Annotated in this window: 12 protein-coding genes; 9 read left to right on the top strand and 3 right to left on the bottom strand. The window is 70.3% G+C overall.

Translation table 11 applies throughout. The annotated features are described in order from the left end of the window. The first annotated feature begins 984 nt into the window (after positions 1-984). The 7 genes from P2424_RS14405 (at position 985) to P2424_RS14435 (ending at position 10,022) form a co-directional block, all read left to right on the top strand. Positions 985-2,529, top strand: a complete 1,545-nt coding sequence (locus P2424_RS14405) for a sporulation protein (protein ID WP_276476146.1) — start codon at positions 985-987, stop codon at positions 2,527-2,529. A gap of 68 nt (positions 2,530-2,597) precedes the next feature. Next, positions 2,598-3,845 (top strand): L-2-hydroxyglutarate oxidase, encoded by a 1,248-nt coding sequence (gene lhgO / locus P2424_RS14410; RefSeq protein WP_276476147.1) that lies wholly within the window; start codon positions 2,598-2,600, stop codon positions 3,843-3,845. A gap of 399 nt (positions 3,846-4,244) precedes the next feature. After that, a complete protein-coding gene (gene trmB, locus P2424_RS14415) occupies positions 4,245-4,979 on the top strand; it encodes a tRNA (guanosine(46)-N7)-methyltransferase TrmB (RefSeq protein WP_276478972.1) in 735 nt (244 codons plus the stop codon). A gap of 892 nt (positions 4,980-5,871) precedes the next feature. Then, entirely contained in the window at positions 5,872-7,098 is a 1,227-nt protein-coding gene (locus P2424_RS14420) for a PrsW family intramembrane metalloprotease (RefSeq protein ID WP_276476148.1), read from the top strand. Between the two features lie 154 nt (positions 7,099-7,252). Beyond that, entirely contained in the window at positions 7,253-7,690 is a 438-nt protein-coding gene (locus P2424_RS14425) for a very short patch repair endonuclease (protein WP_276476149.1), read from the top strand. Between the two features lie 14 nt (positions 7,691-7,704). After that, entirely contained in the window at positions 7,705-8,709 is a 1,005-nt protein-coding gene (locus P2424_RS14430; RefSeq protein WP_276476150.1) for a DNA cytosine methyltransferase, read from the top strand. Continuing rightward, a complete protein-coding gene (locus P2424_RS14435; RefSeq protein ID WP_276476151.1) occupies positions 8,706-10,022 on the top strand; it encodes a DNA cytosine methyltransferase in 1,317 nt (438 codons plus the stop codon). Before P2424_RS14430 ends, P2424_RS14435 begins: the two co-directional genes overlap by 4 nt. Here P2424_RS14435 and P2424_RS14440 read toward each other — a convergent pair. From P2424_RS14440 to P2424_RS14450, 3 genes are read right to left on the bottom strand one after another with little or no spacing between them, the layout of a single operon-like run. Next, positions 9,991-10,878 carry a DUF6339 family protein gene (locus tag P2424_RS14440; protein ID WP_276476152.1) on the bottom strand — a complete coding sequence of 296 codons (888 nt, stop codon included), beginning with the start codon at positions 10,876-10,878 and terminating at the stop codon, positions 9,991-9,993. The genes P2424_RS14435 and P2424_RS14440 overlap by 32 nt on opposite strands. Continuing rightward, positions 10,875-11,867, bottom strand: a complete 993-nt coding sequence (locus P2424_RS14445; RefSeq protein WP_276476153.1) for a hypothetical protein — start codon at positions 11,865-11,867, stop codon at positions 10,875-10,877. The genes P2424_RS14440 and P2424_RS14445 overlap by 4 nt, the downstream gene beginning before the upstream one ends. Then, positions 11,864-14,902: a sigma-70 family RNA polymerase sigma factor gene (locus tag P2424_RS14450; protein WP_346660084.1), complete on the bottom strand. Its 3,039-nt coding sequence runs from the start codon at positions 14,900-14,902 to the stop codon at positions 11,864-11,866. Before P2424_RS14450 ends, P2424_RS14445 begins: the two co-directional genes overlap by 4 nt. A gap of 707 nt (positions 14,903-15,609) precedes the next feature. On the opposite strand from P2424_RS14450, the gene P2424_RS14460 reads away from it, so the two are divergent. Both P2424_RS14460 and P2424_RS14465 read left to right on the top strand, forming a co-directional pair. Next, complete coding sequence (locus tag P2424_RS14460) at positions 15,610-17,226, top strand: NERD domain-containing protein/DEAD/DEAH box helicase (protein ID WP_276476154.1); 1,617 nt, start codon at positions 15,610-15,612, stop codon at positions 17,224-17,226. Continuing rightward, the gene (locus P2424_RS14465; RefSeq protein ID WP_276476155.1) at positions 17,223-20,408 is read left to right on the top strand and encodes a helicase-related protein; all 3,186 of its coding nucleotides are present in this window, start codon (positions 17,223-17,225) and stop codon (positions 20,406-20,408) included. Before P2424_RS14460 ends, P2424_RS14465 begins: the two co-directional genes overlap by 4 nt. Positions 20,409-20,410 lie beyond the last annotated feature (2 nt).

Genomic DNA, 20,410 nt, shown 5'->3' on the forward strand with positions numbered 1-20,410 from the left:
CGGAACCTTTCCTGACGCTCCGCCGCGCAACCCCGAACGGACGGCGTACCGGGGACACCAGGGGCGAGCCCGGGAGCCCCACGCGATCCGCACAGGACGTGCGCGCAGGGCGCACGGACCCGTCGCACACGCGGGGCACAGAATCGCTGGAGGGGGCACACGATCACCGGTGACTCCGGCCGGCCGCGTACCCGAACGGCGACCGCGGCGCGACCGGCACCCCGCACAGCGGCCGGCTCCGGCCGCCGCCGCCACCCGGCATCCGGCAGGTGCGTCGGGCCGCCGCGCGGCGCCACCGGGCGGCGGCCCGGCGCAGCCCGCGAGAGAGTCCGGCAGGGCGCGGCGCACCGCGCGGCACACCGCAGCGGGCCTCGGACAGCAGGGGCGCTTCGGTGGAAAGCCCATGTCCGGGCAGGTATGCCGGGACTGCCGCACAGGCTCACCGGGGACGTCGTGCGGGGCGACCGCTTCGCTGCTCCGCGCCACCGGTCCGGCCGGCTCCCGGTACCGGGACGCCGCCCGGGCGCCGTCCCGTTGCCGGGCCGGGAAGCGCGTCGCGCGCCTCCCGGCCCGGACCGCCGCCCGCGGGGAATGAGACGGCGGTGTCCCCCAGCCCACTGATCCCTTGTGCAGCGGGCCGACCCACGCGACTCCTATCGAACCCCTCCCCTTCCGTGCCGGGCAGGCGCATGCATGGGCGCACGGCCACACGCCAGGAGCACAGCATCGGGCGTCCCGCAAGACGGCCGTTCCCCGCACGGCGCGCATGATTCCAGCCGCTCCGCGCGGGGCAGTATCGGGATGGCACGTGACCCCTGCACGTACACGCGTACGGACACATATCTCGCCATCCGGCAGGACGCCTCTTAACGGTCGGGATCCGTCGAACTACGCTGTGTTCCCAATGCTTTCCGCGCCGCGCAGTCGCGGGAGGGGCCCCGCGTCTCAGCCGCGGGGCGGTCGTCGGTGTGGTCAGGGGTGCGCATGTCCAGGGAGTCACGCGGGCCGAATGAGAAGCTCGGCACCGTCCTCGCCCTCGCAGGGATCAGCAACGCCGGACTCGCCCGACGGGTCAACGACCTGGGGGCCCAGCGCGGCCTCACTCTTCGGTACGACAAGACGTCGGTGGCCCGCTGGGTGTCGAAGGGGATGGTGCCGCAAGGAGCGGCGCCCCACCTGATCGCCGCTGCCATCGGCAGCAAGCTCGGCCGTCCGGTGCCGCTGCACGAGATCGGCCTCGCGGACGCCGATCCGACGCCCGAGGTCGGGCTGGCCTTCCCCCGCGACGTCGGGGCCGCCGTCAAGTCGGCCACCGACCTCTACCGCCTCGACCTGGCGGGGCGGCGCGGCGGTGGCAGCATCTGGCAGTCCCTGGCGGGCTCGTTCGCCGTGAGCGCCTACGCGACTCCCGCGTCGCGCTGGCTCATAACCCCGGCGGACAGCTCGGTGGCACGCCACCTCGAACTCCTGGAGGGGGCGCCTCCGTCGGCCGACGGCACCGAAGCCGGCCCCGACGCGCCCGCCGAGAGCGGGGTACGGGAGGGGCAGGACGCACTCGAGGGGCAGGAGGGCCGCGAGGGTGGCGCCGAGGCGGACGAGGTCGGCACCCCGCTGCGGGTCGGCCACACCGACGTCGCCAAGCTGCGCGAGGCCGCGGACGAGGCGCGTCGCTGGGACTCGAAGTACGGAGGCGGGGACTGGCGTTCGTCGATGGTCCCGGAGTGTCTGCGGGTGGACGCCGCTCCGCTGCTGCTGGGCGCCTACACGGACGAGGTGGGCCGCTCGCTCTTCGGCGCGACGGCCGAACTGACCCGGCTCGCCGGATGGATGGCGTTCGACACCGGCCAGCAGGAGGCCGCGCAGCGCTACTACATCCAGGCCCTGCGACTGGCCCGCGCCGCCGCCGACGTTCCGCTGGGCGGCTACGTACTGGCCTCCATGTCGCTCCAGGCGACCTACCGGGGCTTCGCCGACGAGGGCGTCGACCTCGCGCAGGCCGCGCTGGAGCGCAACCGGGGGCTGGCGACGGCCCGGACGATGAGCTTCTTCCAGCTCGTCGAGGCGCGCGCGCACGCGAAGGCGAACGAGGCGCAGGCGTGCGCCGGAGCACTGGCCGCGGCCGAGAGCTGGCTGGAACGCTCCCGGGAGGGCGACCCCGACCCCTGCTGGCTCGACTTCTACTCCTACGACCGGCTCGCGGCCGACGCCGCCGAGTGCTACCGCGATCTGAAGGCGCCGCGCCAGGTGCGCCGCTTCACGGAGAAGGCGCTCTCCCAGCCGAAGGAGGAGTTCGTCCGCTCGCACGGACTGCGGCTGGTGGTCTCCGCCGTCGCCGAGCTGGAATCGGGCAATCTCGACGCGGCCTGCGCCGCCGGGGTCCGCGCCGTGGAGGTCGCGGGACGCATCTCCTCCGCGCGCACCACGGAGTACGTACGCGATCTGCTGCACCGGCTGGAGCCCTACGGGGACGAGCCCCGGGTCGCCGAGCTGCGCGAGCGGGCCCGGCCCCTGCTGGTGGCCCCGGCGTGAGCGGGCTCCGTACGATGCACGGCATGTGAGGCGGGGAGGCACCTGAGGCGGGGAAGCGGAGGCAGTTCATGATGGGGGGCGTGTCCTCGACGTCCGGAAGACTCGACTGCGACGTGCTGGTGATCGGCGCGGGCATCGTCGGCCTGTCCACCGCCTACGCGCTCACCCGCCGCTCGCCCGGCACCCGGGTCGTCGTCCTGGAGAAGGAGCCCGGTCCGGCCCGGCACCAGACCGGGCGGAACAGCGGTGTGATCCACAGCGGGATCTACTACCCGCCCGGCTCCCTCAAGGCGCGGTTCGCGCTCCAGGGCGCGGCGGAGATGGTGAAATTCTGCACGGAACACGACATTCCGCACCAGGTGACCGGCAAACTGATCGTCGCCACCGAGCAGCAGGAACTGCCCCGGCTGCACGCCCTCATCCAGCGCGGCAGACAGCACGGCATCCCGGTCCGGGAACTGGGCCCGGCCCAGATCGCGGAGCACGAGCCGCACGTCAGGGGCCTGGCGGCGATCCACGTCGGGACGACCGGCGTGGCCGACTTCGTCGCCGTCGCGGACCGGCTCGCCCGCTCGGCGCGGGACGCCGGCGCCGAGATCCGGTACGGCGCCGCCGGCGAGGTCGAGGTGATCGACCGCCGGCCGGGCCGCGGGGTCGCCGTCCGCACGGCGGACGGTGCCGTGGTGCGGGCGCGCGCCCTGGTCAACTGCGCCGGGTTGCACTGCGACGCCGTCGCCCGCCGCGCCGGGGACCACCCGCGGGCCCGCATTCTCCCCTTCCGCGGCGAATACGCGGAGCTCGCCCCCGAGCGGGAACACCTGGTCCGCGGGCTCGTCTACCCGGTACCCGACCCGGCCTTCCCCTTCCTGGGGGTGCACCTGACCCGCGGCGTGCACGGCGGCGTGCACCTGGGCCCGAACGCCGTGCCGGCCCTGGCCCGCGAGGGATACGCGTGGCGCGCCGTACGCCCCACCGAACTGGCCGGGCTCCTGACGCACCCCGGCACCTGGCAGATGGCACGCCGCCACTGGCGCTACGGAGCGGGGGAAGTGCACCGCTCGCTCTCCCGCCCGGCCTTCACCGCCGCCGTACGGCGCCTGCTGCCCGAGGTCGAGGCCGCCGACCTGCGACCGGCGCCGGCCGGGGTACGCGCCCAGGCCGTGCTGCGGGACGGCACGCTCGTCGACGACTTCCTCTTCGCGGAAGGCCCGCACACCGTCCACGTCCTCAACGCGCCCTCCCCGGCGGCGACCGCCTCGCTGCCCATCGGACGGGAGATCGCCCGGCGCGTGGCCGGGGCGCTGGCCGAGCGCTGAGGGACGCTTCGCCGCCGGCCTCCCCCGCCCCGTAAAATCGAGACCATCGTGTCCGAACGCAACAACTTCCCCCAGCGCGACGAACCCGCCCACGACGCCCCCGCGCCCGCGCCGCCGCCCGTGCCGAGGCCGCTGACCGGTGGCTCCGTACCCGATGGCTGCGTGCCCGAGGATTCCGTCTCCGGCGACTTCGGGTCCGGCGGCTCGGTGCCGGACGCCGGGTCCGCACGCGGCTCCGACGGCGCGCCCGGTCCCGACGGCGCGCGGCAGGGCCCCGACGGCCGGCCCGGCCCCGACCACGAGCAGAGGCAGGACGGCGAGCCCGGCCCCGGCACCGAGCAGGGCCCCCACCACGGCCACGGCGGAACCGGCCGTGGCGGCGAGCAGACTCCGCGGCCGATGGCCCGGATGTTCCCGCCCGGAGCGGGACCCTCGCCCGACCCCGCCGGGTCGCACCACGAGCGCCGCATCCGCAGCTTCCAGCCCCGCCGCAGCCGGGTGACCAAGGGCCAGCGCCTGGCGCTGGAGCGGCTGTGGCCACGCTGGGGCTTCGACGTGGACGGGCTGCGCGAACTCGACCTCGGCACGCTCTTCGGCGACCCCGACCTGCCCGTCGTACTGGAGATCGGCTTCGGGATGGGCGAGGCCACGGCCCGGATGGCGGCCGCCGACCCGGCCACCGGCGTCCTCGCCGTGGACGTCCACACCCCCGGCCAGGGCAACCTGCTGCGCCTCGCCGACGAGCAGGGCCTCACGAACGTACGGGTGGGCAACGGGGACGCCATCATCCTGCTCCGGGAAATGCTGCCGCCCGACTCGCTCTCCGGGCTGCGGCTCTACTTCCCGGACCCGTGGCCCAAGGCCCGCCACCACAAGCGGCGCCTGCTCCAGCCCGAGTTCCTCGACCTGGCAGCCCGCCCGCTGCGGCCGGGTGCGCTCGTGCACTGCGCGACCGACTGGGAGAACTACGCCGAACAGATGCTCGACGTGCTCAGCGCCCACCCCGCGTACGAGAACACCCAGCCCGACGGAGGGTTCGCGCCCCGCCCCGGGAACCGGCCGCTGACCCGCTTCGAAGGGCAGGGCCTGAACAAGGGCCACAAGGTGCGGGACCTGCTCTTCCGACGCCGCTGAGCCCCCTCCGGAACCGCTCGGTCCGTCGGCGGCGGTGGCCGACCGACGACTGTCGCCCGGCAGCGGTTGCGGCGGTGCCGCAGCGCGTGTCACCCACACTGGTTACTGTCGATGGGTGCATGACGAGGCAACCGGCGCTCCCAGCGCCCCGTCGAACCCGATGACGCCCCGGCCGCCCGGCGGCCCGCCGGCACCCGTTCCGCCCGCCCGCCCGGCTGCGCCGCAGAGCTCCCCGAGCCCCAACGGGCCCGAGGGCGGCTCCGGATCCGGGGGCTCGGCCGAGGAGCGCACACCGGAGCCGGAAGGCGGCGCTTCGGGGCCGCAGGACGTCGCGGATTCGCCGACCCGGGCCCTGCGCCCATCCCTGCCTCCGGCACCCCCTCCGGCCGCGCACCCCACGGGCCCGGCCGCCGAGCCGCCGCCCACCGGGCCCGTGCCCTTCGCCGAAGCACCCGTCGCCGGAGCCCCGGCAGCTCCGGCGCCCCCCGGCGAGGCTCCGGCGACGCCGTACAGACCGGAGCCGCAGGACGCGCCCGGAGAAGCGGCCCTCCCTCCCGCCTATGCCTCCGTCCAACCGCCGCACGGCCCGACGCCTCCGACCACGCCCGCCGCCGCCCCGCAGCCACCCGGTCCCGGGCCCGTGGTCGGCGGCCCGAACCCGGTCGGAGGCGTCCCGCAGGCCGGGCCGCACTATCCGGAGGTGGCCGCGCCGCAGAACCGGCCCCCGCACGGCACCCGCCCTCCCGGGCCGGCCGCCTCAGCCGGACCCGCCGCACCGTCCCCGACCGCCACGTCCGGCTGGGGAGCCCCGCCGTACGAGACCGGATACGGTGGGACGCCGAACAACGGGACGCCGCACAGCGGAACACCGCACAGCGGAACGCACCACGCCATGCCGACCCATCCGGTGCCGTCCTGGTGGCAGCGGAACCAGCGCACGCTGCGCGCCACCGCGGTGATCGTGCTCCTCGCCCTGTGCGGACTGATGATCCTGGCACTGGTACGCGAGCAGACCGGCACCCGAGGGCTGCTGGTCGGATTCGGGCTCGCGCTCTTCCCGGTACCACTGCTGCTGGCCGCGTTCCGCTGGCTGACCGCGCCACAGCCCGTCCCCTGGCGCACCCACCTGTTCGCCTTCGCCTGGGGCGCCTGCGCGGCGACGCTCGTGGCGATCCTCGCCAACGGCTTCGCCACCGACTGGCTCGCCTCGTCCGTGGTCGTCGACTCACCCGACCAGGCGGACACCCTCGGCGCCACCGTCATCGCACCCGTGGTCGAGGAGACGACCAAAGCGGGAGCCCTCCTGCTGATCTTCCTCTTCCGCCGCCGCCACCTCGACAGCGTCATCTCGGGCATCGCCGCCGCCGGCATCACCGCCGCCGGATTCGCCTTCACGGAGAACATCCTCTACCTCGGCACCGCCTACGGTAAGGACACGGTGCTGGACCCGGACGGCTTCGCGGGGTCGGTGACTGCCGGCACGTTCGTCATCCGCATCGTCTTCGCGCCCTTCGCCCATCCGCTCTTCACCTCGATGACGGGCATAGCCCTCGGCATGGTCGCCGCGCTCCCCCAGCGCCGACGCGTACTGCGCTGGACGCTGCCCCTGCTGGGCTGGTTCACCGGGGTGCTGCTGCACGCCATCTGGAACGGCTCGGCATCCTTCGCCAACTACACGTTCCTCGCCGTGTACGGCCTCTTCATGATCCCCGTCTTCGGAGCGCTGACCTGGCTGGCGATCTGGTCCCGCCTGCACGACCTGCGCCTGGTACGGGACACCCTGCCCGCCTACGCGGCCGCCGGATGGTTCAGCGAGCCGGAGCCCTGGTCGCTCTCCTCGATGCGCGCCCGCTCGATGGCCCGCGCCATGGCACGCCGCAGCCACGGTCCCGAGGCGGCCCGCACCGTCGCCGCCTACCAACAGGACGCCGGCGCCCTCGCGATCCTCCGCGCCCGCGCCGACAACGGCGCCACCGCCCCGGACTTCGCATCCCGCGAGCACGCCCTCCTCCAACGCCTCTGGACCAACCGCCCCCTGGCCGGCCCACCCACCACCAGCGCGGCCCTCGCCCTCAGCCGCCCCCCGACCCCCCGCTGGGCGGGGTACCCGATGCGCTGAACGGCAGGACACGATCGACTGTTCGGCCGATATAGCGTCCCGTTGGACCTGCAGGACCACGCGCCCTCGCCGATCCGGGACGAGTCGGAGCGGCGAGTCGGCATCGTCCTCCGTTCAAGACCAGCGACGGTTCGAGAAGGAGGACAATGGAGGAATGGATGCCGCATCTCCCTCCAGCGACGGCGTCTCGGCCAGGATGAGCCGGCAGGCAAGCCAGGACACAGGCGCCGAACGGGCGGTGCGCCGGCTCCTCCATGCAGCCGGCTACCGCTATCGGACCCATTTCCCGGTACCGGGCATGCGCAGGCGCAAGATCGACATCGCGTTCACCCGGGCGAAACTGGCAGTCCTCATCGACGGCTGCTTCTGGCACGGATGCCCGGAGCACGCCACCCGCCCCAAGGCCAACGCTGAATGGTGGCGCCGAAAACTGGCCCGCAATGTCGAGCGGGACCAGGAGACGAACGCACAGCTGAGGGCCGAGGGCTGGACGGTCATGCGCTTCTGGGAACACGAGTCGCCGGAAGCCGTCATGCGTCTGGTGGCCGGAGCGGTCGAACGGGAAAGGGAGTCCAGAAGGAATCCACGGTGACAGGGCGGGGGCCGATGAGCGAGCCGCGATTCATCGACGTGTGCGCGGGGGCGGGCGGGTTGTCTCTCGGGCTGGAAGCCGCCGGCTTCGAACCCGTACTGCTCCTGGACAACAAACCCGCGGCCTGCGGGACGCTGCGCACGAACCGCCCGGCATGGCACGTGCTGGAAACGGATCTGCTGGACTTCTCCCCTTCCCGGCATCCACAGATCTACGACGTCGATCTGCTCGCGGCGGGCCTGCCGCGCGTGAAGTCCAGCGCGACCGTGGCGCGGACCGACACCGGGGCCGAACTGCGCCTGCTGGAGGCGACCCTCTACCTGGCACATGCCGTGCGGCCCCGCGCTCTACTCATCGAGAACGTGCCGGAACTGGTCGACGCGGCGGACTTCGAGCGCATCCGCGACTTCATCCGTCGGGAGCTGGAGCATCTCGGCTACTGCTTCGAATGGTTCGTCCTGAACGCCGCCGACTTCGGAGTGCCGCAGATCCGCAGACAAGGGCTGCTGGTCGCGCTCCTGGAGGAGTACTTCGGGCGATTCCGTCCGCCGGAGCCGACAGTGCGCGAACATCTGTCGGTGGGCAGTGCGCTGCACCGCTCGATGGCCGCGGGCGGGTGGCGGGACGCCGATCGATGGGCCGCACAGGCGGCCGGCGTGGCCCCGACACTCGTGGGTGGCTCCGACCGTCGCGGGGGCGCGGACCTCGGGCCGACCGGAACGAAGAAGGCATGGGCCCGGATGGGCGTCGACGGGGGCACCGTGGCAGACAGCGTGCCCGGGCCCGACTTCCGCTGGGCCCCGGAGGCGGGACGACACGGAATGGTCAGGATCACCACGGAGCAGGCCGCTCTGCTGCAGGGCTTCCCGCCCGACTGGACGTTCAGCGGGAGGAAGACGGCCCGCTATCGCCAGATCGGGCACGCTTCCCCACCACCGGTGGGCGAGGCGCTGGGGGTGGCGATCGGAGCCGCACTGAACGCTTCCGGTTCCGTCGGCGGATACACTTCAACCCCATGACCAGCCCAGGCGCACAGGACCAGCATCTCGACGGAGTCCGTATCCTGGACCTCTTCGCGGGTCCCGGCGGGCTCGACGTGGCGGCACACTTCCTGGGCTTCAAGAGCGTGGGGATCGAGTGGGATCGGAACGCCTGCGAGACACGTTACGCGGCCGGCCTGCCGACGATCCACGCCGATGTGAGCGTCATGCGCGAGTCCCGGTTTCAGGAGATCCCCGCCTCGGTGGACGTTCTCGCCGGTGGGCCGCCCTGTCAGTCCTTCTCCGTGGCGGGCAACGGCGCCGGGCGGCGGGCGCTGGACACGGTGAAGGAGTTCATCCACCGCCTCGTGGAGGGGGAGGACGAATCCGAGATCGACAGGGACCTGCACTCCCTGGGCGATCCGCGTACCGCTTTGGTGCTGGAGCCGCTGCGCTGGCTCCTCAAGGCCATCGAGACGGACGGCCGTGATCCGTACAAGGTGATCGTTCTTGAGCAGGTCCCCGAGGTCCTGCCTCTCTGGGAGGTCTACGCGAAACTCCTGCGCGGCGGCGAGGGGAGGCTCAGGGGCGTCAAGTACGAGGCGGAGTGCTGGAAGCTGAAGACCGAACAGTTCGGTGTGCCGCAGACCCGGAAACGTGCCGTACTCGTCGCCCGGTTGCCCGGTGACGGAGCCATCCGACCGCCGAAGGCGACCCACCGACCTTTCGATGTGCTGCGCGGCAGACGCAACGCCGCGCAGCCGGACATGCTCCCCACCGATGCGGCTGTCTCGGGTGCCGAGAAGCGCTGGGTCTCCATGGGCGAAGCACTCGACAACGCGAGCCGGGTCGAGGGCTCGCCGGTGGACGTGTCGCGGCTCCGCACGGACGGCAGCATGAAGTTCTTCGTCGTCTCCAACTACGGCTCCGGAGGCGATCCCAAGAATCGCGGCCGCCGCTCCTCCGCCGAGCCCGCCTTCACGGTCACGGGGAAGATCTCCCGGAACAAGGTGTACAGGAGCCTCGCGGAGTACGAGGCCCAGAGGTCGGACCGTTTCACCATCCCCGAATCGGGGGTGCTCCAGACCTTCCCGCACAACTTCCCCTGGTCCGGGAACGACCGGGCTCAGCAGGTCGGCAATGCCGTGCCGCCGCGTCTGGGCATGCACGTGCTGGGTCGCGCATTGCGCGGAGCGGCGCCCTCGGACGAGGAGTTGGCAGCCGCCGGCACCTGGCCGAATGTGCCCCGGGCGACCACGGAAGAGCTGCGCAGGCTCGGGTGCGGCGATCGAAGCCAATGCCCGCCCGACTCACACAAGGTCATTCCTCCTCGTGGGGAGCCCTCCCCCTGACAGGCGCCTCCGCGAAGAGTTCCGCGAAGTGACCCACGAGGATCTCGACCGCCTCCGGCGGCGCGGACTGTTCCTCCGGCCCCTCCGGCAGACGATCCCTGGGCGACGGCAGGGCTGATTCGGCCCCACCGATCCAGTCGCGCAGCGGCTCTCCGTCGCGCTCCACGTCAGGAGCGAGGACGTCGTACATCAAGGTCGCGGCGGCGGCGTTGACCGCGGACGTCAACGCGTTCACCTCCCGCCCGGTGCGCACCGCCCCCCGTTCCATCAGTCCGACGAGGGCCAGTGCCGTGGGGCGGTGATCGATGACGTCGAGTCGGAGCGCCGAGTTGAGCATGTCCTGACTGCCGCATGCCGCGACCACGGGTCGATAGTCCGAGCCGTCCCGGAAGAGTTCGGCCACCCACCAGAGGCGGGCGAACGCCTGCTTGTAGTGCGGGCCGACGAACCTGTCGCGCGCCACACGCGCCCGGGAATCACTCCTGCTCGGATCCGACAGGTGTCGCCAGACGACATAGTCCGGGGCCACGCCGACGGCCAGGTACGTCCAGAACTCCTTGTCGGCGGCTTCCTTCCGGGTCATGCGCAGCGTCTCGTGGAGCCGCGGAGCCAACCATGCGTCCGCCGCCGTGGAACGCTCGTGCCGGAATCGGCTCAGCGCGTCGTCGATCAGATCCCGGACCCGGTGCAGCCGCCATCGCGCGTCGTCGCTCGGCATCGGCTCGGCGACCTTGTTCAACGCGATGGACGGGATGTCGTCCCGTCCTTCGAGCACTCCTGCGGTCAGGTGTTCTGCAGCCTGCACGTCGGGGAGCAGAGCGAGCTGCTCCGGCAGGTGCTCGGGTCGGGAAGTCACGCGGGAGCCTCCTGGTCGAGTCGTGCGATGTCGCGGACGCTGTCGGCCAACTCTTTCGGGACGTCGGCACGGCGGGCTGCCGCGTACTGAATACGCGGCTGCAGGTCCGTCCAACTCCCCTCGCCGATGCGGCGGCGATGCACTTCACGCAGCGCGTCCTCCTCGGACCGCCCGGGTAGGACGTCCGGGAGCATCTCTCTGAGTACCGCACCGCGCCAGTCGGCCGGGAAGAGCGGCGTCCCGTCGTCCTCGAGTTCCAGATCCCCGATCGCCGTGTGGAAGACCGCGACCCAGGCATCGGCACACACCTGGGCCATCAACAACTTTCCGAAGAGCTTCTCCGTCTTCGTGCCCTCGGCTTCCACGAGCCGTACAAGCCCCTCGAAGTCCGAGTTCAGACGGACGGCCGGAATCCGACCCGAGGTGTCGACGACCCATGGCGCGTCCCGGAAGTCGCGCAACCACTCGGCGCCCCGGGCGAAGCTCACCGTGGTGACGTCCAGTTCGCGGTCCCTGCGGGGGGCCTCGGCCGCCATGTCGATCAGCCACTCACGCTCGGTGGAGGCGATGATCCGGCCGGGCACCCCTCCGACCGTGGCGATCACATACACGACGAGCGACGCACGATCCATGTGGTCGTCCCGGTCGAGTTCGAGCTCCCCGGCCCAGTCCGCGCCGGCCGCCACGACCGGCTGCAGTCGGGCCACCGTACGCGCGTTCGTCGCCCCCTCGGTCAACACGGCGACGACCGAGATGTCGGACCAGAGGCCCCTTCTCTCGATCTCACGGGCAGGGACGGTCGCCCCCAGGGACAATCGTGCGGTCTGCCAGTCGGCACGTTCGGCCATGCCGAGCGCCACGACCTGATCGACAACCGAGTGTGCCTTGGAGTCCAGCTGCTCGCGGAAGTCCCCGGGGCCACGGAGCCGGACCGCCGTGACCCGTGCGGTCACCTCACCGGTCGGTCGAGGGTAGGGGTACGCTCTCACGCGATGATCTCCTTGTTCTCCTGGAGTTCGACAACGAGGCTGGTCAGCGCGGCCCGCGTGGATTGCGTGGACACATCGGTGACCCCCTTGAAGACGGCACGACGGGCGCCCGGCGAGAAGCGCAACACTCCGTCGACCACCTCACAGTTGCTGACGGCGACCACTTCGGCCCATTTGACGACCGGTCGGGGGCCGGATCGGACCTCCAGCTTGGCCACAGGGTTCATGTGCCAGGGTCCACCGATCGAGGGAACCCTCACCTCACCGGTGACCTGCCAGGCGCCGGAGGAGGAACACTCCGCCTGCAGCTCGTCCAGTTCCGGTGGCGCCGTCGCCCCCTTGACCTTGCCCGTTCGTCGGCCCTTGCCCGAGAGCTTCAGCCGGTTGCCGACCTTCTTCGTGCCGCGCGGCTTCTTCTCCTCCGGGATCGCCACCAGAGCGTGCACGGCCCGGTTCGTCTCGGTCGTCAGAGTGGCGACGCGCCGATGGGCCGAGGGCATGTAGCGCATCCTCAGCTCTTCCGTCTGGCCCCATTTGTTGTGCTCGGGAGGCTCCGAGGACCGCAGGAACTCCTCGGCCTCGTCCGCGAACGGCGCGTCGTCCCCCGCCGCGCGTCCGGCGAGCAGGACCGCCTGGAACGGGTTGGTGCCCATCGGGAGCCCGGGGACCGAACTCGTCCTCACCGTCATCCGGTTGCCGCGCATCGCCGTGACCTGATTGATCCTGCCGTCCGCGTCCGAAGCCTCCGTCACGAGGAGAACCGCCCGGTGCTCGCCCGCCGTGTCCGGGAGACCGTCCCGCGCGGGCAGCTTCAAGGGCACGGTCACGCAGGCCACCTGCCCCGCCTCCGTGAGGCGCTCCACCGTGCTGCCGCGCAAGAAGGCCTCGAGAGCACGCGAACGGGCGGGTTGATGGCGATGCGGATCGACCCGCTCCTCCGCGATGTGCTCCACGCCGTTGCGCAGCGTCCGCACCGAAGCCTCCAGCATGGGCTGCTGCTCGCCGCCCCCGGTCATCGCGGCCCAGAAGTTGCGCCCCAGCGCCCGAACCAGTCGCTGATGCATGCGCTCCAGGCTGTCCTCGTCGTCGCCGGCTTCGCCCTCCTGAAATCGACCGGCCTCCAGACTGGCCACATCGTGCGCTCCGACGATCAGGAAGGACGTGCCGGGAGCAGCATCCTCTCGCGTGAGGTGCAGGTCCGCGACCGTCTTCTCGTCGGCCCACCAGGAGCGGACGACCTCCGGGTTCTCCGCCTCGGAGTCCGGCATTCCCAGCCAGGCGGGTCCGGCGTACCGCCGGCCCGCGACCTCCCGCCACGGCAGATCGAGACGCCCGATCACCCGGCGTTCCGTCCGCCCCTCGTGCGGGTGGGAGAGCGTGGAGTTCATGAGGACGAGGCCCAGCCGGCTGGTGGCCCACAGCGTGGCCTTCCCGAGGCCGTAGGACCCGCCGGCCGACGTGTCCGACTTGCGGCTGTCCAGTTGCCGACGCACTACTGCGGAGAAGCGTCCGTCCTCGTAGTCGTCGCCGGTCAGTCCGTTGGCGTTGTAGTCGTCGACGCGCAGCAGTACCAGCCGATCCCGCTCGGCCATCTCGCGCAGACCGGCGCCGATGACGCGACCGACCTTCTGATCCTGCGCGGCGGCTGCTTCGAAGTGGGGGTGAAGATCCCCCCAGCGGATCGCCGAACGGAACCGGGCCAGCACTTCACCGGTGAGTTCATGCAGGGTGTAACGAACGCCCACCGGGTTGTCGTTCGACCTGACCCGCTCGTCGAGGCTGTTCTGCGTCGCCTCACGAGCCAACACCTCCAGATCGGCCTCGAAGGCGAAGGCGGCGGCGTTGCCGAACTCACGTCCTCCATCGTCGTGTTCTGGGCGGTGATACCAGAGAGCGGGAGTCTCCGTGTTCCCGCACTCCTGTTGTGCGCCCGCCGGGCTCTCTGCCTCCGCTTCGCTCATGCCCCCGAAGATCTGTCGCAGCGCCACCGCATGCTCTTCGCGGGGCTCGGAGCGATGCGCGAGCCATGCCTCGATCAGAGCACGCGTCACCCCCAGACGGCCCGCGAGTTCGACTTCGTCCATCCCATACAGCTGCATGCGCTCGGCCAACCACGTGCCGAAATCCGTCTCGTTCGAGGCCACCCGCTCTTCTCTCCTGTCGGACCCGTTCATTGCATTCGGCGTGTCGACATTCCTGTCGGAGCCGAGCCTGCCGACACGCCTTTCACTCCGTCGCCGCGGACGGCTGTGAGGTGCGGACCTCACGACGATCATTTCCCTGCCGCTACGGACGATCCTCACGTCGTGTCGCGGGGCACCGCCCTCCTGCGGCTGCTCGTACACGCAGGTGCGGAGCTGCTCCAGGGCACGCTTCTCCAACTGGCGGATCCGTTCACGCGTGAGTCCCAGTTTCCTGCCGATCTCGTCCAGCGTCCAGCTTTCCCCGTCGACGAATCCGTAGCGCAGCCGCATGATTTCGCGAGTTCTCTCCGGGAAGGCACATGCATCGAAGAGCTGGAACAGTTCTTCGCGAACGAATTCGTGCCGCAGAACCTGCTCCGGCCCCGGCACCCGACCGTGCTCGTCGACGACGAGATCCCCGAGCGCGACGTTTTCGCCCACCGGCTGATCCAACGACAGGACCGGCCGATGGAGCAGGGGAAGGTACCGCTTCACCTTCCCCGGATCCAGCTCGCACGCCAGGGCCAGATCGTCCACGTTGGGAATTTCGCCGCGCTCCAGGCGGGCCCGCTCCGCCTTGCGCAACCTGTTCAGATCTTCCCGGACGTGGACGGGGAATCGGATGAGGGATCCTTCGTTCGCGATCGCCCGGGATATCGCCTGCCGAATCCACCAGGTTGCATAGGTGGAGAATTTGTACCCTCTGGAGAGATCGAATCTCTCAAGGGCTCGGATCAGCCCGAGCGTTCCCCACTGTGCGAGGTCCTCGTGCATGGCGGCTCTCGCCGGATGTCCCGTGTCCCTCAGAGTCTTGTGCACGAGCCGCTGATTGTGGGCGACCATCGCGCTCATGGCCCGATACGCCTCGCTTTCCCGGGAGAGGGTTGCCATATATCTCTCGGGCAGCGGTTCCGAGATTCCTCTCTCCCCTCGGAACAGGAGACAGAGCCCGACCTCCTCCTCGGCCTTCAGCACCCGGTTCGGGCGGGCCACCCTCCGGTCGGCCTCGAGCAGAGCGCGAGCGGCGCGCCGAGCGCTGTCCGTGTCGTCACGGTGCGACGTCGCCCGCGAGGAGACGGGACCCGGGGGTTCCGGTTCCCTCCGGGGGGAGTGCGTCTCCGACCGCTCGGGCAGCTCACCGGGGCCCGCCCGCAGATCGACAGTCCTCGCACCGCCCGGCTCGAACTCCACCGGCTCCCGGTCGTCTTCATCGGCGACGGACGCCGCGGCCACGGCTTCGTACAGCGCCTGCGTCTGCCGGTCGCCGAGGCGGGCGCCCCTCATCACCTGGCTGACAGCGGTGTGCCGGTCGACTCCTTCGTCGGTGAATCGCCGTATGAGTCGTACCAGCAGGTCACGCCCAGCCTCGGTCATCGGCCCCGCGGCCGTGTCACCCGGATCCGTGACCATCGTTCTCCCGCCCCCGCGCTGCTACTCGGTCCCCCGGCAAGTCCATCATCGGTGAGCCGTGCCTGCCAGCACTTCCGGCCAGGAGCAGCCCACGCGAACGCCGGGTGTTTGTATTTTTGAGGGGCACATCGTGACCGTGGGGAGAGTGGATGCGCATCATTCCGAGCGAGATCTCGAGCCGGACCAGGAGCAAGGCCGAGCGCGATGTGTTCGCAGCGTTGCAGGCGATCCCTGACGATCAGAGCGTGGCACTGCACACGGTCCACCTCCCCAAGCACCACAGGAAGCGAGTGGGCGAGATCGACTTCGTGGTCATCACGCCCGACATCCTGCTCTTCATCGAGGTCAAGGGCGGACGAATCGTCCAGCATGACGGCAAGTGGTACTACGGACCGCCCGGTCGGGAGGACCGGAAGGAGGAGAGCCCCTGGGAACAGGCCAATGCAGGGATGCACGAGTTCGAGCGCGAGATGAGCGTGCTGGTCGGCAACCTGAGACGTCAAGGCGTACTCGGCGGCTATCTGGTCATCACGCCTGATGTGGACATTCCCCGTATGACGCACTTCGAGCCCGAGCAGTACCTGGGGAGTACCGCCTGGAACGGCGGGCGCGGCCTGGCCGGCGGAATCGAGCGTGCCACCGCCCACTGGCGTTCGGAGAACAAGTGGGCCGGCCCCATCTCCCCGGCGCTCCGGCGGAAGATGCTGGACGCCATTCGGCCCGACTTCGACCGGGTGCCGAACCTTCGGTCCCGGTTGACCGACCTCGACGCCACCTTCGAGCGTCTCACCGCCGAGCAGATGGAAAAGCTGGACGAGGTCGAGTCCAACAAGCGACTGATTCTCACCGGTGGCGCGGGGACGGGCAAGACGTTCCTCGCCGCGGAGGCGGCACGCCGCCGCGCCACGCACGGCAGCGTCCTGTTCACCTGTGTCGGCACCACCTTGGCGACCCATATGACGCGCGTACTCGCCGACGACGCGACAACCGTCCTGCCCTACCACCGGCTGGACGAGGTGAAGGGTCGTGTCTTCGACCAGTTGATCGTGGACGAGGCACAGGACCTGATGAACGTCGACTCCCTTCTCGGCACCCTGGATCCTCTGCTCTCGGGAGGCCTCTCCGAGGGACGCTGGCTCTTCATGCTGGACCAGAACAACCAGGTGCTGAACCTGGACGCCTACGATCCCGACACCTGGAAATGGCTGTCCGACCTCGGCTGCGTCGTGGGTCCTCTGCGGCGCAACTGCCGCAACACCCATCAGATCGTCGATCAGGTCCGCTCCTACACCGGTGCCGACCTGGGCGTCGCGTCGGCGGGCGAGGGCGAGAAGGTGCGCTTCCCCGCCGTGCAGGACGTCCGGGACGAGGCGGCCGCTCTCGACGCCTACATCGACGGCCTCGTGGCCGAAGGCGTCTCCCCGGAGGAGATCACGCTGCTGTCCGTCTCCGGCGACTGGGAGACCAGCTCCGCACGGCTCTCCGGACGTGCCTCCAGGATCCAGCGATTCACCGATGTCGTCGGGACAGACAACCGGAAGCGACGGCCCCTCTGGTCCTCGGTGTCGGACTTCAAGGGCCACGAGAACCACATCGTCTGTCTGATCGACCTCGAACCCGCCCACCTCGAAGGCCGACTCGACGCGATCTATGTCGCCTGGACCAGAGCGCGCTCACAACTGTGGATCGCCTGCCGGCCCGGTACCCGGGAGCTGCTGAAACAGCTGGGCATCGCGGTGCTGAGGCGGGAGGCACAGACCGCATGAGCGACCTGGGCGAGAAGGCCGAGCTCCTCTCCGATCACCGCGACGCGTTCGTGAGTTATCTGCGTGAGCAATTGGTGGGGCCCGCCGGCCGCGAGGACGAGATCCTGGTCGATCCCCCTGACCGCCGCTATCTGATGGGCACCCTCTATCCCCGCGGCGCCTCGCTGCAGGCGCACTCGCAGGCGGAGGGCGAGGAGGACTTTCACGAGGCCGCCGCCGGAAGCGAGGAGGAGGACACCTTCGCGGACGACCCGGTGGCCGAGGCGAACGCATGGTTGCCGTCGTCTCTCGGCTTCTCCTTCTTCACCGATGCCCATGAGATCGAAGTGAGGTGCGAGGCCTCGCGTTATCTCACTCACCGCGAGGGCGGGCGACGCAGTTGGCACAGGCAGCCGCGGCTCTTCTCGCACACGACCGTCGAGAAGGACGACCCGAGCCCGATGCACGTGCTGGAGGGGCACGGTCGGCTGCACGTCCGGTGGCGTCCCTATGCTGCGGGACATCTCGTGACGTGTGTACTGGCGAACGCCCACAACGAGGAGGAGAGCACCTACAAGGACCGCGATCTGATGCTCTTCCAGGCCGGGTTGACGGTCACGACGGTCGGCGGGGAGGTACTCGAGTATCCGAGTACCCGTCTCACCAGTCGTGACGAGGAGGAGCAGGAGCTCCGCGTCCAGTACCGGCACGTCGTGACCCGGGCCGTGGGGCACGGATGCGCCGTCGAGTGGGACGACGGGGACGACGATGTGCCCTCACCGGTCACCTCGGTCCGGGCCCAGGTCATGCCCCGGCAGGTGGTCGCGCACATCAAGCCGGACGGCCCCCGCGACCTCCCCGTGCTACGGCTCGCCCACCTCTCGCGAACGGATCGCTCGCCGGACGCTCTCCGAGCGGAGCTGCACTCGTTCGTCGAGGACTACCGCGGCTGGCTCGACGCCCAGCGCAGAGAGGCCGAATCCCTCAAACCGTGGGCCGCCGCCCCCGCCGCACGGATCCTCGACCGCATCGCGCGCGCGGTCGAACGCGTCTCGTCCGGGGTCGACGCCCTCACCGCGTCGACCCCGGCGGGAGCCCAGGCCCGTGAAGCCTTTCGCCTGGCAAACCGCGCGATGGCGCTCCAGATGCTGCACAGTCGTCCGGAACTGGCGGGCAGCCGACGGACCAGGAAGAGCGACCTCGTCGAGCTGACGGAACCGCCCGAGGACTACGCGTGGCATCCCTTCCAGCTCGCGTACTTCCTGCTCGTGGTCGAGGGCCTGATGAACCCGAACCACGAGGACCGGGAGACGGTCGATCTCATCTGGTTTCCGACCGGTGGCGGCAAGACGGAGGCGTATCTCCTCACCGCGTGCTTCGAGATCCTCTGGCGTCGGCTGCGGTTCGGTGCGGCAGGCGGCGGCACCGCCGTACTGAGTCGCTACACGCTGAGTCTGCTCACCACGCAGCAGTTCCAGCGGACGGCCACCGCCGTCTGCGCGCTGGAGTACATCAGGCTGGGATTCGACGGAGCGCTCCCGCACGACCTGGGAGAGGAGCCCATCTCCGTGGGGCTCTGGGTCGGTCAGCAGACGACGCCGAACCGGATCGCCGACGCACAGGACGAGCTCTCCGCACTGAAGCAGTTGAACTCTCCCGACGACCGCTTCCTGTTGGAGCGTTGCCCCTGGTGCGGAACGGAGATCGTGCCGGAACGCCGGGCAGTCGAGAAGGATTTCGGCATCGTGGCCGATGGCGTCACCACAGGCTTCTTCTGCACTCGCTCCACCTGTGTGTTCCACGAACGGCTGCCTGTGTCCGTCGTGGACGAGGAGATCTACCGCGAGCCGCCCACATTCGTGCTGGGCACGGTGGACAAGTTCGCCCGGCTGGCCTGGGAACCGGAGGCCGGATCCCTCTTCGGACGCAGAGACGGCAAGCGGCCGCCCTCACTCGTGATCCAGGACGAGCTGCACCTGCTGGCCGGCCCACTGGGGACGACCGTCGGACTGTACGAATCGGCGATTCTCGAACTGTGCACCCGCGACGGCTCCGCTCCCAAGGTCATCGCGTCGACGGCGACCATCCGCCGTTCGCATGACCAGGTCCGCGGCCTCTACGGACGTCCGACCCAGCTCTTCCCCCCGGCCGGCATCAAGGCCGGCGAGTCCTTCTTCGCCACACCCGACACGCACAGGCCGGGCAGACTGTACGTCGGTGTCATGGCGCAAGGCCACACTGCCTCGACATCGACGGTCCATGTGGGGGCAGCGGCCCTGCAGGCCCCGAAGGAGGTCGGCGACAGCGACACCACGCGCGACGCCTACTGGACCACGGTGGCCTACCACAACAGCCTCCGGGAGCTGGGGCGGACGGTCACGATCGCCCGCGACGACATCCCGGCCCGTCTCGATCACCTGACGAAGGACGACTCCCGACGACGCAAGCTGGACGACGACTCGGTGGTCGAGCTGACCAGCAACATCGCACGGGCCGAACAGCCTCGGCTCCTCGAGCGTCTCGGCAAGAGCTTCAAGGAACGCGGCAGCATCTCGTTCCTCGCCACGACCAACATGCTCTCCGTCGGCGTCGACGTCCCCCGACTCGGCCTCATGCTCATGAACGGCCAGCCCAAGACGACCTCGGAGTACATCCAGGCGACCAGTCGCGTCGGTCGTCGGCACGTCCCCGGACTGATCGTCACGCTCTTCCGCTCCACCAAACCGCGGGACAGATCTCACTACGAATCGTTCGGTGTGTACCACAGCTCCCTCTACCGGCACGTCGAACCGACCAGCATCACTCCGTGGTCCATGCCCTCGCGCAACCGGGCCCTGCACGCGGTGCTCACCATCCTCGTCCGGCACGGGATCAAGGGCCTCAATTCCGAGAACCGAGCCGGCGAGATCCTCGACCACCTGGACGAGGTCCACGCGATACGCGATCTGGTGGTGGACCATGTGCGCCGCGCCGATCCAGACGAGGTCGGTGCCGCGACCGAACAGCTGGACAGACTGATCGAGGAATGGCAGCAGCAGGCCGAGATCGCGCGCGGAGACGGAACACGTCTCTACTACCGGCCCCAGGGGCGGTCGTACGAAGCACTGCTCACCGACTTCGGCAAGCAGGACGGTCTGTGGGAGACGCCCCAGTCGATGCGCAACGTCGACCGTGAATGCCTTCTCGTCGTGAGAGGAATGTGACC

Source organism: Streptomyces sp. WMMB303, assembly GCF_029351045.1.
In the GTDB taxonomy this organism is placed as follows: domain Bacteria; phylum Actinomycetota; class Actinomycetes; order Streptomycetales; family Streptomycetaceae; genus Streptomyces.